This window comes from Cellulomonas humilata (genome assembly GCF_013359775.1).
Taxonomy (GTDB): domain Bacteria; phylum Actinomycetota; class Actinomycetes; order Actinomycetales; family Cellulomonadaceae; genus Cellulomonas; species Cellulomonas humilata.
Genome location: NZ_JABMCI010000056.1, coordinates 24,981 through 42,371 on the forward strand (window position 1 = coordinate 24,981; position 17,391 = coordinate 42,371).

Sequence of the window (17,391 nt, forward strand, 5' to 3'; positions counted from 1 at the left end):
CGCCCCCGGGCGTTCGCGTCCCGTACACCCCGAGGTCAGGAGGATCAGCCGATGACGAGAACGGTGCGGATCCTCGGCACGCACGGCGTCCCGGCTGCCTACGGCGGCTTCGAGACCGCCGCCGAGAACGTCGCGCGCCACCTCGTCGACAACGGGTGGCGCGTCGTCGTCTACTGCCAGGAGCAGGGGTCCGGGCCGGTGCGCTACGACTCGTGGGAGGGCATCGAACGGGTGACGATCCCCGAGCCCCGCGACGGCTGGCTGGGCACGTCCCGGTTCGACCTCAAGGTGATCCGGCACGCGGGCCGGCACGGGGACCTGTGCCTCACGTTCGGCTACAACACGGCGGTCCTGAACACCTGGCACAAGCTCAAGCGCATCCCCACGGTGATCAACATGGACGGGATCGAGTGGTCCCGCGCCCGCTGGGGCCCCGTCCGGCAGGCGATCCTGTGGACCAACGAGCGGATCGGGTGCGTGATCGGCGACGCCCTGATCGCCGACCACCCGGAGATCGCCGTCTACCTGAGCAAGCACGCCAAGGAGCGCAAGATCGCCACGATCACCTACGGCGCCCCGACGGTGGAGTCCGCCCCCACCGCCCCCGTCACGGACCGCGGCCTCGAGCCCGGTCGCTACCTGACGCTCATCGCGCGCCCGATCCCGGAGAACTCCGTCGTCGAGCTGCTCACCGCCTTCTCCCGCCGGCCCCGCGGCGTGCGCCTCGCGGTGCTGGGCGACGTCGGCCACGACGACCCGTACCACCAGGCCATCCGCGCCGCGGCGGGCGACGAGGTCGACCTGCTCGGGCCGGTGTACGACCCGCAGACCGTGACCGCGCTGCGCTTCCACAGCGCCGCCTACCTGCACGGTCACACGGTCGGCGGCACCAACCCGTCGCTGGTCGAGGCGCTGGGCGCCGGCAACGCGGTGCTCGCCCACGACAACGAGTACAACCGGTGGACCGCCGGCGACGCGGCACTGTTCTTCTCCACGGTGGACGACGCCGACGCGGCCCTGACCCGGCTGCTCGAGGACGACGCGCTGCGGACCGAGCTCGGTGAGAACGCTCGCAAGCGGCACGCGGCGGAGTTCACCTGGGCGCACGTCGCCGGGCAGTACGAGGAGCTGCTGGAGCGGCACCTGCCGGTCGGCGCCGGGGTGCAGCAGGGGGTGGCCGCGTGATCCGCGTCGGCATCGTCGGCCTCGGCAAGATGGGCCTGTCCCACCTGGCCATGTTCAACGCGCACCCGGACGTGACGGTCGCCGGGGTCTGCGACACGTCCTCCTACGTGCTCTCCGTGCTCGGCAAGAACACGGGCCTGACCACGTACACCGACTACGACACCATGCTCGAGAAGGCCAAGCTCGACGCGGTCGTCATCTGCACCCCGTCGGTCATGCACGGCGCGCAGGTGTCCGCCGCGCTGGACCGCGGACTGCACGTCTTCTGCGAGAAGCCGTTCTGCCTGGACCCGGCCGAGTCGGACGCGCTGGCGCAGCGTGCCGAGAAGCTGGGCCTGGTGACGCAGGTGGGCTACCACTACCGGTTCGTCGGCGCGTTCGAGGAGGTCCGCCGCCTGCTCGACGCGGGCGCCATCGGGACGGTCACGCACGTGCTGGCCGAGGCGTACGGACCGGTCGTGCTCAAGCCCAAGGGCGGCACCTGGCGCAGCCAGCGGACCGAGGGCGGCGGCTGCCTGTACGACTACGCGGCCCACCCGCTCAACCTGCTGACCTGGTACTTCGGGGTGCCGACGGGCGTCAGCGGCTCGGTGCTCGGGCGTGTCTTCTCGCAGGAGACCGACGACGAGGTCACCTCGACGCTGCACCTGCCAGGCGGTGCCACGGCGAGCCTGAGCGTGAGCTGGAGCGACGACTCGCAACGCAAGATGACCACCAAGCTCACCCTGTGGGGCACGCACGGCAGGATCTTCGTCGACCGCCAGGAGGTGCAGGTGTACCTGCGCGACACGGCCGAGGTACCCCCGGGGTACGAGCAGGGCTGGAACGTCCGGTACACCACCGACCTCACCGAACCCGTGTGGTTCTACGTGCGCGGCGAGGAGTACAGCAGCCAGGTCGACGCGTTCGTGCAGCGCGTGGTCACCGGCACCACCAAGGGCGAGAACACGTTCCGGTCGGCCGCGGACACCGACCTGGTGATCGCGGCGATCGTGGCCGACGCCGAGAAGGCGCCGACCCCGGTCGGCGGCGCGCACCCGGCGGTCCGCAAGGCCCCGGCGCCCCCCGCCCGCACGGGCCTCCGTCGACTCCTCCCGCAGCGGTGACCGCCATGGACCAGCTGCTGTTCGGCGACAACCAGTTCTTCGGCGTGAACCACATGTCCGAGGAGAAGGCGCGCGCCCAGGAGATCAAGTTCCAGGACCTCTCGGCGATCATGGGCGTCCTGGACGCCGCGTTCGACGAGGGCGTCACCACGTTCATGTGCACCACGCACGACCGGGTCGCACAGATCGCGGACCTGGTCCGCGCGGACCCGGCGCGCGCGGCGGCGTCGACCTTCTACCCGTGCATGCCGTACGCCCACAAGTACGCCAACGCGATGGCCGAGGACGGGATGCTCGGCGCCGTCCGCCGCTTCCTGCCCGACGAGGGGTTCCTCGACTCGGCGATGCGCGGTGGCCGGGCGCTGGCCCGCAAGGACGTCGAGAGCCTGATCACCCTGCTGGTCGACGCCGAGATGACCATGTTCCGCGGCCTGTCGACCCCGGTGATCTTCCTCCAGAACGTGGTCGTGGACCTGCTGCTGGGCCTCGGGTTCGACGACGCGTTCGCGATCTTCGCCAACCACGTCCGCAAGCGCTACGACGCGGAGCCGGGGTTCATCACGATGAACCTGCCGATGCTGCTGGACGCCCTCGAGCGCGTGGGCGTGCAGAACCCGATCGTCTGCTCCAGCATCAACAAGCTCGGCTTCCGGATGTCCGGGGGCATCGCCGAGTACGAGCGCGTGCTCAAGGAGAAGACGTTCCGGCCGGTCGCCATGTCGGTGCTCGCCTCCGGGGCCATCCCGCCGCGCGAGGCGCTCGAGTGGGTGTGCGGGCTGCCGAACGTCGAGTCGATCGTGTTCGGCGCGTCGAGCCGGGCGAACATCCGCTCCACGCGCCAGATCGTCGACGAGCTCTGGGCCGACCGGGGCTGACGTGCGCGTCCTCGTCGACGGCTACTGGTGGGCCGACGGCCCGATCTCCAACCGGCAGGTCCAGCGGGAGATCATCCGGCACTGGGTGGACCTGTTCGACGACGAGCTCACGATGGTGGTGCCCCACAAGGCGCTGGCCGGCATCGACGCTCCCCCGGGCGTGACCTGCGTCGGCACGCGGCTCTGGCCGCACGGGATCGCGTCGATCGTCGACTACCCCCGGATCGCACGCCGGGTGGGTGCGGACGTCGCGGTGGTGCACAACTTCACGCCCTGGACGGGCCGCAGCGCGGTGTTCGTGCACGACGTGATGTTCCAGACCAACCCGGAGTGGTTCACGCTCCCGGAGCGCGCCTACCTCGCGCTCGTGCCCTGGACGCTGGGCCGGGCGGACGTCGTCGCGACGAGCTCGCAGCACGAGGCCGAGCGGATCGCCGCGCACAACCGCGGCATCGCCCCGGTGGTCCCGATCGGCCTGGCGGTCGGCACCGAGCTCGCGTCGGCCACCCCGACGAGGCCCGCGGGCGTCGATGTCGACGAGTACGTGCTGAGCGTCGGCCGGCTGAACGTGCGCAAGAACCTCGGGCGGCTGTTCACCGCGGCGGCCCGGTCCGGGGCGATCACCCCCACGCGCCCGCTGCTGGTGGTCGGCGAGCCCGAGGGCGCCCGCGCCGACCTGGGCCCGGACGTGCGCGACGCCGTGACGTCCGGCGCCATCCGGTTCCTCGGCCGGGTCGACGACGGTGAGCTCGCCTGGCTGTACGGGCACGCGGCGCTGTTCGTGTACCTGTCCCTGGACGAGGGCTTCGGGCTCCCCCCGGTCGAGGCGCTCAGCTTCGGCTCCCCCGTGCTGGCCGCGGACATCCCCGTGATGCGCGAGAACCTCGGGCCGAGCGCCGCCTACGTGGACCCGTACGACGTGGACGCGATCGCGGCCGCACTCCAGGCACCACCGGTCACCCCGGCGTTCGTCGCGCCGGACTGGGCCGACGTCACGCGCCGGCTGCGTGCCGCCGTGGTGTCAGCCCTTGCTCCGCAGCTCGCGTGACCAGCGGCGCAGACCGACCGCCAGGAACGCCACGTTGGCCAGCAGGAACAGGGCGTACACCGGCGCGAACACCGCGGGCAGGCCGAGGAGCAGGAAGGCCACGCACAGCAGCCCGTAGTCGTTGGGCAAGGTCATCAGCGAGGCCATGACGGGCGCCTTCTGCGCGATCGCCTCGGCGGACGTCGACGTCGGCTTGCCCCCGTACAGCCGGCGCAGCTGGTCGGTCAGGGTCATCGCGAAGAAGAAGACGGTGGACACGATCGCGAAGAGCAGCGGGACCAGCAGCAGCGAGTCGCCGTCCCACGGGCCCACCTGCTCGCCCTCGAACCGGAACCAGGCGACCAGGACCGCCAGGTGCACCGACACGTTCTTGGCGGAGTCGACCACGTGGTCCAGCCACTCGCCCCGCGGCGAGCCGCCCCCGCGCAGCCGCGCCAGCTGCCCGTCGGCCGAGTCGAACGCGTAGCCGAGCACCAGGGCGAGCGAGACGACGACACCGACCCAGAGCGCCGGGGGGACGGTCACCAGGAACCCGAGGCCGACGAGCGTCAGGCACGCGCTGATGCCGGTCACCTGGTCCGGCGTCAGCCCGCGCAGGTACGCGGCCGCCGCGATCCGTCGCCCGAGCGGGCGGTTGACCCACCGCGAGTAGGCGGGCGCGTTGCGCGATGCCTTCTGCGCCGCCGCCAGTCGGGCGACGATCTCGCGATAGCTCGGTGCAGCTGTCACGTCGTTCACTTGACCCCCTGTCACGGCGCCGCCGCCGTGATCGCGTAGTTGTCGAACCGAGCCACGACCGGCGCGTTGGACGCCGACGAGGACAGGATGGCAGCCAGACCGGTGCTGCCGGGACCTTGCAGGACTCCTGTTGCGTCGGTCGCCTGGACCAGCCACGCCGACGGCTCCGGCTGGGACGCGTCCCAGACCTTGACCTGCAGGGTGGTCGGTGACGTACCGACCACCTCGAACGCGACCGCCAGCACCGTGCCGGCGTTGTACGTGACGCCGGACGACACCGAGGCGGACACGGGCGTCTCGGCGCCGGCCGCGTCGGTGCGGTGCAGGCGGACCGAGACGCCGCCGCCCGAGGTCAGGGCGAGCTTGGCCCGGTACTCCCCGACGCCGTCGAGCATCCGGGAGCGCAGGAGCACCCAGCCGCCCGAGCCCGAGGGTCGCCTGTCGAGGGAGACGGTGAGCTGTTGCCGTGTCGACGTGCTGCTCACCCCCGGAAGGCTCGCGGTGACCACGCCGCCCGGGGCACCGAGCGTCAGCGCTCCGGCTCCCCCACCGACCGACGCGGCTCCGGTCGTCGTCCACGCGCCGCCGGTGTCCGCGGTCCCCCAGCCGTCCGGGGTGGTCCGCTCGAACGTGTCCGAGGCCAGCACCGCCGGGGCGGGCCCCGCGACGACGCTGACCGACACGGTCTCGGTGTCCACCCCGCCCCGGTCGTCCGTCACGGTGAGCGTGATCGGGTACGTGCCGGTGGTCAGGTACTGGTGCGAGGCCGTCACGCCCGTGGCCGTGCCGCCGTCGCCGAACGTCCACTGGTACGTGCTGATCGTCCCGTCCGGGTCGCCCGAGCCGGCACCGGACACCGAGACCGTGGCGTCCGGCGGCCCGCTGACCGCGATCGCCGCGGTGGGCGGCTGGTTCGGCGTCGAGCCGCCGGTGCCCAGGGTCCGGTGCCGCTCGACGTCGGCCGCGTCGAGCTGGCGGCCGTAGACCGCGACCTCGTCGATGCTGCCGACGAAGGTGGTGCCCGCGGCGTTGGGCCAGCCGGACAGGCTGTCGCCGCCGATCCGCCAGTAGCCGCTGGTGGTCTGCGAGAACGTGACGTCCCGGTTGGTCGTCACCAGCGCGCCGTCCACGTACATCTCCATGCCGCGCGCCCCGACGCTGGCGACCACGTGGTGCCACACGTTGTCGTTGTAGGCGCCCGGAGACGTGATGGTGCGTACCGCGTTGGGGAACACGCCGAAGTTCAGTCGCCCGTCCGCGCTCATGTACACGTGGCGGTCGACGGTGCCGCTGTTCCCGGTCCCCGACACCGAGCCGAAGCCGACGATCTTGCCCCCCGCGCTGGAGCCGGTCCGGAACCAGGCCTCGACCGAGAAGCGCAGCGGGCCGGCCACCCGGCGCGCCGTGTACACCCGCGACGCGGCCGTGCCGTTGAACGTCATGGCAGCGTTCGGGTCTCCCGCGAGCGCTCCGGCCTGCCCACGTGCCACGCCGCTGCCCGCCGTGGCCGGCGCGTAGGAGGTCCAGTCCTGGACCGTCCCGCTGGGCTCGCTCAGCCGCCAGTACCCGGCCGGGCTGTCCGCCAGCACGCCCGTCGCGTAGGAGCGCAGCGGCCCGGCCGACGAGCCGGTGGTGGTCGCCGTGACGGACGGGGACGTCACCGAGTTCCCCCCGGAGTCCACCGCCACGACGCGGTACGTGTACGACGTGCCGTTGGCCAGCCCGGTGTCCGTGAACGACAGCCGCGGGAGGTCCCAGAACCGCGAGCCGCGCGACACCTGGTACACGGGCGTCGAGGAGCTGCCCCGCAGGACGCGGTAGGTGAGGACCTCGTCGTCGCGGTCCCAGTTGGCCGGCCACGACACCTGCATCGTGCCGGTCGCGTAGGACGCCGCGGTCGGCTGGAGCGCCGAGCCGGTGAGCACCGGTCCGACGCGGTCGGGAGCGATGTCGGACGTCGCGAACCGGACCAGGCCCTGCTGCCCGACGTTGTTCACCCGCAGGAACTCCCCGCCGTAGACCACGTAGGGGCCGCTGCCCGACACGCTCCACGTCGCCTGGTTGGTACCGGTGTAGGTGCCCGGCTGGAACACGGGCCAGAACGCGCGCTTGTCGGTCGAGGGCAGCCCGGCCAGGTCGTGGTAACCACCCTGGGAGTTCGGCTGGATCTTGCCGACCGGAGCCTTCGCGAAGGCGACCCCGTACATGTGGCGCCGCGGAGTGACCTCGGGGTACCCGCCGAAGTTGGCGCAGCTGTGCGGGTGCCCGGCCAGGTAGACGTGGTCCTTGCCGGGGTTGGCGTAGACCGAGTACGAGTCACCGTGGCAGTCCTCGACCCACGCCAGGTCGGCGGTCACCGCGTCCGCGGCGAACATGCCCTCGAGGTTGGTGTCGCTGGCCTCGTCGTTGATCAGGCCGAAGCTGGTGCCGTAGACGAGGGTGCCGTCCGTGGCCAGGCTCAGGATGCCTGCGGAGTACCCCCAGGCGAAGATCTCGGGGTTGACCGTCCAGGACGTCGTCGCCCCGTTGGACGTGGCCGCGGCTCCGATGCCCTGCCGCGCCACCCCGTTGATCGCGTCGAACCGACCCCCGATGTACAGCTGCGACCCGTTGGGGCTGAGCGCGATGGCGTCCACCTGCCGGGGCTGGACCGAGACGCGCCACGACGTGATGGCGCCGGTGGACGCGTTGAACGCAGCCACGCGCGGCCGCGACTGGCCGGCGACGGTGTTGAAGTTCCCGCCGATGTACACGGTCGAGGCGTTGGCCGCGATCGAGCGCACCGCCGCGTTGGCGCCGCCGTTGAACGAGGTGATCACCGCGCCCGTGCTCGCGTCGAGGGCGGCGAACCGGTTGCGGGCCGAGCTGTTCACGCGCGTGAAGTCACCACCCACGTAGATGCGCGTGCCGTCGGGGGACGCGGCGATGGCGTACGCGGGCGCGTCCAGGGTCGGCGCCCACGTGGTGATCAGCACACCGGTGGTGAGGTTGTAGGCGAGCAGGTTGGCCCGCGGGGTCGTCGAGACCCCCGCGGCCGCACCGGCCGGGCGCGCGGTGGAGAAGTCGCCGGCCACGTAGACCGTGTTGCCGACCACCACCTGCGACCACGCGACCCCGTTGATCTGCACCGTCGGCAGCGCGTCGGCCGTCACCGTCGGGTCCAGCGCCACCGCCTCCTGCGCCGTCGCGACCACCGCGGCGACCATCACGACGGCGGAGCTCACCACCGCTCCGACCGCCCTACGCCACCCCACCCGTGCTGATCGCATCGGGCCCCCCCTTCGTGGACCGCGCGCAGGGCGTGGTCGCCTCACACCGTCACGGCACCGCCGTGATCCTGTAGTTGTCGAACCGGACCGCGACGGGCGCGTTGGTCGCGGTCGACGACAGGATCGTCGCCAGACCGGTGTACCCGGCCGCCTGGAGAGCGGGCGTCGAGTCGGTGGCCTGCACCAGCCACGTCGCCGGCTCGGCCTGCGCCGCGTTCCACACCTTGGCGCGCAGGGTGGTGGGCGAGGTGCCCACCACCTCGAACGCGACGGCCAGCACCGTGCCCGCGTTGTAGGTGACCCCGGAGGCGGTGACGGCGGTGGAGACTGCCGTCTCGGTCCCCGCGGCGTCGGTCCGGTGCAGCCGCGTCTGGACCGAGCCGCCCGAGGTCAGGGCGATCCGCAGCCGGTACTCGCCCGCGCCGTCGATCATCCGTCCGCGGACCAGGATCCAGCCGCCGGACCCTGCCGGCCGCTTGTCCAGCGAGAACGTCAGCTGCTCGCGCTGGGAGGTGCTGCCGGGTCCGGGGAGCCGCGCGCTGACCACGCCGCCCGCCGCGGCGATCGTCATCACGCCCGAGCCCGAGCCGACCGATGCCGCACCCGCGGTGGTGATCCAGGTGCCGCCGGCGTCGGCGGGTCCCCAGCCGTCGGCCAGTGTCCGGCCGAACGCGTCGGACGCCAGGACCACCGGCCCGGGCGGCGCGACGACGCTCACCGACACGGTCTCGGTGTCCACGCCGCCGCGGTTGTCGGTCACCGTGAGGGTGATCGGGTACGTGCCCGTGGCCAGGTACTGGTGGGTGGCGGTCACGCCCGTGGCCGTGCCGCCGTCACCGAAGGTCCACGCGTACGTGCTGATCGTCCCGTCGGGATCGGTCGAGCCCGACCCGGACACGGAGACCCCGAGCGCGGGCGGTCCCGTCACGGAGATCGCGGCCGTCGGCAGCTGGTTCGGCGCGGAGACCACCGCGCTGCCCGACGCCTCGGCCGACCCGCCGTCGTCGTCCGTGACCGTCACCGTGACCGGGTAGGTGCCGGCCGCGGCGTACGGGTGCGTGGTGGTGGGTGTCGTCGTCGTCGTGGTGCTGCCGTCGCCCCAGCTCCACGCGTACTCGACGATCGTGCCGTCGAGGTCGGTGGACGCGGACGCGTTCCCGGTCGCCGAGAGCTCGCCGCCCGTCACCGTCACCTGCGCGAGCGGCAGCAGGTTCGTCGCCGTGCCCGTGGTGCCGGTGCTGAGGTGCCGCAGGATGTCGACCTGGTCCAGCTGGCGGCTGTAGACGGAGACCTCGTCGATGCTGCCGATGAAGTTCTCGCCCGCAGCGTTGGGCCACGTGCCCAGCGCGTCCCCGCCGATGCGCCAGTAGCCGCTGGCCGGCGCCGTGAACGTCACGTCCGGGTCCGTGGCCACCAGGGTGCCGTCGACGTACATCTCCATGCCGCGGATGCCGACGCTCGCGACCACCTGGTGCCACGTGTCGTCGTTGTAGGCGGCCGGCGACGTGACCGTGCGGCTCGCGCCCGGGTAGACCCCGAAGGTCAGCCGACCGTCGGCGCCCATGTAGACGTGCCGGTCGTACGTGCCGCTGTTGTTGAGGCTGGCGGTGGAGCCCAGGCCGACGATCTTGCCGCCCGCGGTGGAGCCCGTCTTGAACCAGGCCTCGATCGAGAACCGGATCGGGCCGGCGATCCGTCGCGTGCTGTACACCCGCGACGTCGCCGTGCCGGTGAACTGCATCGCGGCGTTCGTGCTCCCCGCCAGCGCTCCCGGGGCACCGCGGACCACCTCGGCGCCCACGGTCCCGGAGGCGAAGCTCGTGGTGTCCGCCGTGCTGCCGCTCGTGTCGCCCAGCCGCCAGAACGCGGAGGGGTTGTCGCCCAGGACCACCCGGGCGTACTCACCGATGTCCGGGGTGCCGCTGCCGGTGGTCGTCGCCGTCACCGGAGGCGAGGTCACCGAGTTGCCGGCCGCGTCCGTCGCGACCACCCGGTAGGTGTACGAGGTGCTCGGGTCCAGGCCGGTGTCCGTGAAGGAGAAGCGCGGCAGGTCCCAGAACCGGGACTCGCGGGAGACCTGGTAGACCGGGGTCGTGCCGCGCAGCACCTGGTACGTGAGCAGCTCGTTGTCGCGGTCCCAGTTGGCCGGCCACGAGACCTGCATCGAGCCCGTGCCGTTGGAGGCCGCGGTCGGCTGGAGCGCGTTGCCGGACAGCGACGGGCCGATCAGGTCGGGTGCGACCTCGGAGGTCGCGAACCGGACCAGGCCCTGCTGGCCCACGCCGTTCACGCGCGTGAACTCGCCGCCGTACAGCACGTAGTTCCCGCTGCCGGTCACGTGCCACGTCGCCTGGCCCGTGCCGGTGAACGTGCCCGTGGAGAACGTCGGCCAGAAGGTGCGGAGCTCGGGTGCGTCGTGCCCCTCGAGCGAGAAGTAGCCGCCCTGCGTGTTGGGCTGGACCTCACCGAAGGCCGCCTTGGACACCGCAGCCGTGTACTGGTGGCGGCGCGGGTTGATCTCCGGGAACCCGCCGAAGTTGCCGCAGTTGTGCGGGTGACCGGCGAGGTAGACGTGGTCCTTGCCCGGGTTGGCCCACACCGAGTACGAGTCGCCGTGGCAGTCGTCCACCCAGGTCAGGTCGGCCGTGACGGCGTCCGCCGAGAACATGCCCTCGAGGTTGCCCTCGCTGTCCGGGTCGTTGATGAGTCCGAACGACGTGCCGTAGACGTTGGTGGCGTCGGTGGACAGGCTGGTGATCCCGGCGGCGTACCCGTAGGCGTAGATGTCGGGGTTGATGTTCCACGCGGACGTCGCACCGGTCGACGTGGCCGCGGCACCGATGCCCTGGCGCGCGACCCCGTTGATGAAGTCGAACCGGCCGCCGATGAACAGCTGCGACCCGCTGGCGTTGAGCGCGATCGCGTCCACCTGCCGGGGCTGGACGGACACCCGCCACGCCGTCACCGCGCCCGTGGAGGCGTTGACCGCCGCCACCCGCGGCCGGGACTGGCCCGCGACGGTGTTGAAGCTCCCGCCGAGGTAGATGGTCGAGGCCGTCGCGACGATCGAGCGCACCGAACCGTTCGCGCCGCCGGTGAAGGTGTTGTTCAGGGCGCCCGACACAGCGCCGACGACCGCGAACCGGTTGCGGGCCACGTTGTTGACGCGAGTGAAGTCGCCGCCGACGTAGATGCGCGTGCCGTCGGGCGACGCGGCGATCGAGTACGCCGGGGCGTTCAGCGACGGCGCCCACGTGGTGATCAGCTCACCGGTGGTGAGGTTGTACGCGAGCAGGTTCGAGCGCGGCGTGGTGTCCACCCCGACGGCAGCGCCGGCCGGGCGCGCGGTGGTGAAGTCGCCCGCCACGTAGACCGTGTTGCCGACCACCACCTGCGACCAGACCACCCCGTCGATCTGCACGGTCGGCAGGGCGTCGGCGGTCACCGTCGGGTCCGCCCACACCTGCGGCGCAGCCGTCGCCGCGGTCGGCACCGTCACCAGCCCGACCACCACGAGGGCCGCCGCTGCGGCGGTCCCCACGGCACGACGCCACCACAGCCGCTGTGCTGCTCGCATCGAACTCTCCTTCGCTGACCGCGCGGGCAGGCCGCGCGGCCGTGGGGTCACGGGACGGTCGTGACGGCGTAGCCGTCGAACCGCACAGTCACGGGGACGTTGGTGGCGGTGCTGGACAGGATCGCGGCGAGCCCGGTGTAGCCGGGTGCCTGGAGTGCGGCCGTGCTGTCGGTGACGGTGGTCAGCCAGGCGGCGGGTTCCGTGCCGGTGGCGGGCCAGACCTTGGCGCGGATGGTGGTCGGGGACGTCCCGACGACCTCGAGCGCCGCGGTGAGCTGCGTGCCCGCGGTGTACGTCACCCCGGTGACGGTGACGGCGGTGCCGATCGCCGTCTCGGTGCCCGCCGCGTTGGTGCGGTAGAGGCGGGCCGAGATGGAGCCGCCCGAGGACAGGGCGAGCCGCAGCCGGTAGTCGCCGGCCCCGTCGATCATGCGACCGCGGAGCAGCACCCAGCCGCCGGACCCCGCCGGACGCTTGTCCAGCGAGAACGTGACGGTCTGCCGGTGGGACGCGCTGGCGATCCCGGGCAGCCGGGCACTCGCCGTGGCGCCGGCGGCCGAGAGGGTCATCGCACCCGTGCCCGAGCCGACGCTGGTGGCGTTCGCGGTGGAGAGCCACGCCCCGCCGACGTCCGCCGTGCCCCAGCTGCCGACCACCGTGCGCTCGAACGTGTCGGTCGCGAGCGGCGGGGGCGGCGGCGGCACGTGCACCGTCGGCGCGTCGCCGGGCAGGCCACCCCAGAAGGCGAGCGACGCGGCCCCGACGTCGGCGTTGTCCAGGTACGCACCGCGCACCGGGTCGGTGCCCGTGGCCTTGGCCGCGAGCGCCGCGGAGCCGACGCCCATGGCGTAGAACGGCACCAGCTGGTTGGAGTGGTTAACGGTGTTCCACTGGACGGCCGGAGCCGTGCCGGGGGTGCCGACGATCGGGTTGCGGACCGGGTTGGAGCCCGGGCCCCACAGGTACCCGGTCTCGTGGTCGGCCGTGACGATGACCAGGGTCTCGTCCCAGCTCGAGCTGGCCTCGACCCAGTCGACGACGGCCTGGACCGCGTCGTTGAAGTCGACCTGCTCCTCGACCACGCCGGCCGTGTTGTTCGCGTGCGCCGCCGAGTCGATGGCGCCGCCCTCGATCATCACGAAGAACCCGTCCGGGTCCTCGTCCAGGACGTTCAGCGCCGCCTTGCTCATCTGGGCGAGGGTCGGCACGTCCGCGTTGCGGGTGGTGCTGAACGGCACGCTCGCAGGCAACAGGGCCGAGCGGGAGGCCTGGAGCGTCGTGAACGCGTGCGCCACGCCGAACACCTGCTCCGGGGTCTCCCCCGTGGCCAGGGCGTCGAACTCGGCCGCCGAGTCGACGAACGTGTACGGCGTCTGACCGGTGGTGAGCTTGTCCCACGTCGGCTGGCTGATGTACGTGTAGTCGGGCGTGCCGCGCAGGTTGGCGTCGTTGTCGTACAGCGGGTTGCCGGCGCCGAAGACCACGTTGGCGTTCGACGCCACGATCTCGTCGGCGATCTGGGTGTAGTTGCCGCGGTCCTCGTCGTGCGTGAGGTAGGCCGCGGGCGTCGCGTCCGACAGGTACTTCGTCGTCACCACCCCGGTCGCCTTGTCGACGTCCTGGGCGAGCTCGGCGATGCTGCGGATGTCCTTGCCCGTCGCGTCCTTGCCGATGACCTCGTTGTTGGTCTTCAGGCCCGAGGACAGCGCCGTGGCCGAGGCCGCGGAGTCCGTGGTCCCGCTCAGCGGCTGCGTGAACGTCGACCAGGCACCCGTCGGGCTGTAGGAGCCACCGGCCGGGAAGTTCGACACCGCGGCCTGCACCGAGAAGTACTGGTACGGCTGCGTGGCGCCCTGCCCGCCGATCTTGGTCAGGTTCGGACCGTTGGTGATCTTCTGCTGGTACAGGGTCTTGCCGGACTGGAACACGCTGCCCAGGTCGACGGTGTTGAAGCCCATGCCGTCGCCGATGAGATGGATGATGTTCTTCGGCGTGCCCGTCTGGGCGGGCGGCAGGGTGGGCGTCGGGTCGTCCGGCGGGATCTGCGTCTCCGGCGGAGCGGCGGTACCCACCGAGAGCACCGAGTAGTCGTCGGTGCGGAACGTGATGGGCACGTTGGTCGCCGTGCTCGAGAGCACCACGGCCGTGCCCGTGTGGCCGGCGTCCTGGAGGCCCGCGGTCGAGTCGGTGGTGGTGTACTGCCAGTCGGCAGGCTCCGTCCCGATCCAGACCTTGGCGCTCAGCGTCGTCGGCGTGCCGCCGCTGACCTTGAGCGCGGTCCTGATGACCGAGCCGGCGCTGTAGGTGAACCCCGGGATGGTCACGGCCGTCGTCAGCGCGGTCTCGGCGCCGGCGGTGTTGGTCCGCACGAAGTTGGCGGTGGCCGAGCCGTTGGACTTGAGGCTGAGCTTGAGCCGGTACTCGCCGGACGGGGTGATCCGCCCGCGGGACAGGATGGCGCCGCCCGAGCCGGCGGGCCGCTTGTCCACGGTGGTGGAGAAGCGGGTGACCAGGTCCGTGCCGGTGACGCCGGTGAGCCGCGCGCTGAACGAGCCGTTCACCGCCGCGATCGCGGAGACACCCTGCGTGCCGTTGACCGAGCCGGCACCCGCCGACGAGGTCCACGCGCCGCCCTGCTCGGCCGTCCCCCAGCCGGGCGAGACCGTCCGGGTGAACGTGTCGTTGGCGACGAGGATGTCGACCACGGGCGCGATGATCGTCAGCGGTGCGGTCGTGGTCGTCGCGACCCCGTCGTCGTCGGTCACCGTGAGGGCGACCGTGTAGATGCCGCTGCCCGTGTAGGCGTGCGAGATGGTGGCGCCGGACGCGCTGGTGCCGTCGCCGAAGTTCCACTGGTAGGACACGATCGTGCCGTCGGGGTCGGTGGAGCCGGTCCCGTCGAGCAGGCCGGTCAGCCCGGTGGAGCTGGACGTGATGACCGGCGTCGGTCCGACGTTGGGGTTGGCGACGACCACCTGGTGCACCAGCGAGCTGGTGCCGCCGTCGTTGTCCGTGACCGTCAGGGTGACGTTGTACGTGCCCCCGGTGGCGTACGTGTGCGACGAGGTGATCCCGGTCGACGTGCCGCCGTCGCCCCAGTTCCAGTCGTACGCCGCGATGGTGCCGTCCAGGTCGGTGGCCGCCGTCGCGTCCGAGGTCGCCGACAGCTCGCCGCCGGTGACGGTGAACTTGGTGATCGGCGGCAGGTTGGGCACCACGCCGGTGGCGCCGAGCCCCTGGTGCCGCACGACGTCGACCAGGTCGAGCTGCCGGCCGTAGACCGAGACGTCGTCGATGGTGCCGACGAACGAGGTGGCCCCGACGTTCGGCCAGCCGCCCAGGTTGTCGCCGCCGATCCGCCAGTAGCCGTCATAGGCCTGGGCGAACGTGACGTTCGGGTTGGTGGCGACGAGCACGCCGTCCAGGTAGAGCTCCATGCCGCGGGTGCCGAGCGTCGCCATGACCTGGTGCCAGGCGCCGTCGTTGTACGCGGCGGGCGACGTGACGACGCGGACCGCGTTGGGGTAGACGCCGAAGTTCACGCGGCCGTCCGGACCCATGTACACGTGCCGGTCGTAGTTGCTGCTGTCCGCGGTGCCGCTGGTGGAGCCGAAGCCGACGATCTTTCCGCCGGTGGTCGAGGTCGTCTTGAACCAGGCCTCGACCGAGAACTGGTTCGGACCGGGCACGCGGACCTGGCTGTACGCCCGGGAGTTCGACGCTCCGGTGAAGCTCATGGCGCGGTTGGTGTCGCCGAAGATCGCGCCGGTCTGGTTGCGGCTCACGCCGTTGCCGACGGACGCGCTGCTGTACGCGGCCCAGTCGAGAGCGGGCCCGGCGTTGTCGCCGAGGCGCCAGAACCCGGCCGGGTTGTCGGCCAGGACGGCCGCCGTGTACTCGCCCATGGCACCGGCGGACGATCCCGAGCTGGTGGCGGTCACGTTGGGTGACGTCACCGAGTTCCCGGCGGCGTCGACGGTCACCACCTTGTACGTGTACGTGGTGTTGTTGGACAGACCCGTGTCGCTGAAGGAGAGGCGTGACATGTCCCAGAACCGGGACGGCCGCGTGGTCGTGTAGACCGGCGTCGCGCCGTTGTTCCGGAACACCTGGTACGTGAGCTCGCCGTTGTCCTTGTCCCAGTTTGCCGGCCAGGAGACCTGCATCGTCCCGGTGGTCCGCGACGCGGCGGTCGGCTGCGTGGCCGAGCCGGACAGCATCGGACCCTGGTCGTTCGGGGCGATGTCCGGGGTAGCGAACCGGACGAGACCCTGCTGGGCGACGCCGTTCACGCTGAGGAACTCGCCGCCGTACACGACGTAGTTGCCGCCGCCGTTGACGCTCCACGTGGCCTGGCCCAGACCCGTGTAGGTACCGGCCGTGAAGGTCGGCCAGAACGTGCGCTGCGCCGGGGCCGGCATGCCCTGGAGGTCGTAGTAGCCGCCCTGCGAGTTCGGCTGGATCTGGCCGACGGCGGTCTTGGTGAACGCGACGCCGTACTGGTGCCGGCGCGGGTTGATCTCGGGGAAGCCGCCGAAGTTCGAGCACTGGTGCGGGTGGCCCGCGATGTACACGTGGTCCTTGCCGGGGTTGGCGTACACCGAGTACGTGTCGCCGTGGCAGTCCTCGACCCAGGCCACGTCGGCCGACACGGGGTCGGCGGCGAACATGCCCTCGAGGTTGGTGTTGCTGTCGGGGTCGGTGAGGAACCCGAAGCCGGTGCCGTAGACGAGGTTGCCGTCGGTGGCCAGGCTCATGATCCCGGCGGAGAACCCGTAGGCGAACAGCTCGGGGTTGACGGTCCACGCGGTCGTCGCGGCGCTCGACGTCGACACCGCTCCGATGCCCTGGCGTGCGACGCCGTTGATCATGTCGAAGCGCCCGCCGATGTACAGCGTGGAGTTGTCGGGGCTCAGCAGGATCGCGTCGACCTGGCGCGGCTGCACCGAGACCCGCCACGTGCGCAGCGCAGCCGTCTGGGCGTCGAACGCCGCGACGCGCGGACGCGACTGGCCGGCGACGGTGTTGAAGTTGCCCGCGAGGTACACGGTGGTCGCGGTGGCCACGATCGACCGCACGGCGCCGTTGGCCCCGCCGGTGAACGAGCTGATCAGGGCGCCGGTGGTGGCGTTGAGCACCGCGAAGCGGTTCTTCGCCACCCCGTTGACCGCGGTGAAGTCGCCGCCGACGTAGATGCGCGTCCCGTCGGGGGACGCGGCGATCGAGTACGCGGGGGCGTTCAGGGACGGCGCCCAGCCCGGGACCAGCTCCCCGGTGGTGACGTCGTAGGCCAGCAGGTTGGCCCGCGTGGTCGTCTGCTCACCGACAGGGGCGCCGGCCGGTCGCGCCGTGGCGAAGTCGCCGGCCACGTACACGGTGGTGCCGACGACGATCTGCGCCCAGGCGACGCCGTCGATCTGCACGGTGGGCAGCGCGTCGGTCGTGACGGTCGGGTCGAGGGAGCCGGTGCCCGAGGGCAGGGGGTCGTCGGCCCACGCGGGCGCACCGAGCCCGAACAGGACGAGAGCGGCGGAGACCGCCGCTGCGACGAGGGCACGCGCAGACCGCGTGCGGGACGAGGGGGACATCGAAG

8 protein-coding genes are annotated in these 17,391 nt (G+C 71.9%); 4 read left to right on the forward strand and 4 right to left on the reverse strand.

Annotation, left to right across the window (positions count from 1 at the left end):
* Positions 1-51 precede the first annotated feature (51 nt).
* Genes HP550_RS06275 through HP550_RS06290 form a run of 4 tightly spaced genes read left to right on the forward strand, consistent with a single transcriptional unit; the run spans position 52 to position 4,214 of the window.
* Entirely contained in the window at positions 52-1,185 is a 1,134-nt protein-coding gene (locus HP550_RS06275; protein WP_175346735.1) for a DUF1972 domain-containing protein, read from the forward strand.
* Positions 1,182-2,291, forward strand: coding sequence for a Gfo/Idh/MocA family oxidoreductase (locus tag HP550_RS06280; RefSeq protein ID WP_175346736.1), 1,110 nt, complete (start codon positions 1,182-1,184; stop codon positions 2,289-2,291). Before HP550_RS06275 ends, HP550_RS06280 begins: the two co-directional genes overlap by 4 nt.
* 5 nt (positions 2,292-2,296) lie before the next feature.
* The gene (locus tag HP550_RS06285; RefSeq protein WP_175346737.1) at positions 2,297-3,166 is read left to right on the forward strand and encodes a hypothetical protein; all 870 of its coding nucleotides are present in this window, start codon (positions 2,297-2,299) and stop codon (positions 3,164-3,166) included.
* Between the two features lies 1 nt (position 3,167).
* On the forward strand, positions 3,168-4,214 hold the full coding sequence (locus HP550_RS06290) for a glycosyltransferase (RefSeq protein WP_175346738.1): 1,047 nt from the start codon (positions 3,168-3,170) through the stop codon (positions 4,212-4,214).
* Here HP550_RS06290 and HP550_RS06295 read toward each other — a convergent pair.
* The 4 genes from HP550_RS06295 to HP550_RS06310 all read right to left on the reverse strand — a co-directional run bounded on the left by HP550_RS06295 (position 4,188) and on the right by HP550_RS06310 (position 17,386).
* Positions 4,188-4,952 (reverse strand): CDP-alcohol phosphatidyltransferase family protein, encoded by a 765-nt coding sequence (locus tag HP550_RS06295; RefSeq protein WP_343048012.1) that lies wholly within the window; start codon positions 4,950-4,952, stop codon positions 4,188-4,190. The two genes, HP550_RS06290 and HP550_RS06295, sit on opposite strands and share 27 nt — an antisense overlap.
* Positions 4,953-4,963: 11 nt before the next feature.
* Complete coding sequence (locus tag HP550_RS22950; RefSeq protein WP_175346740.1) at positions 4,964-8,176, reverse strand: LamG-like jellyroll fold domain-containing protein; 3,213 nt, start codon at positions 8,174-8,176, stop codon at positions 4,964-4,966.
* Positions 8,177-8,270: 94 nt separating this feature from the next.
* Entirely contained in the window at positions 8,271-11,798 is a 3,528-nt protein-coding gene (locus HP550_RS06305; RefSeq protein ID WP_175346741.1) for a PKD domain-containing protein, read from the reverse strand.
* Positions 11,799-11,845: 47 nt separating this feature from the next.
* Positions 11,846-17,386, reverse strand: a complete 5,541-nt coding sequence (locus HP550_RS06310) for an alkaline phosphatase (protein ID WP_175346742.1) — start codon at positions 17,384-17,386, stop codon at positions 11,846-11,848.
* Positions 17,387-17,391 lie beyond the last annotated feature (5 nt).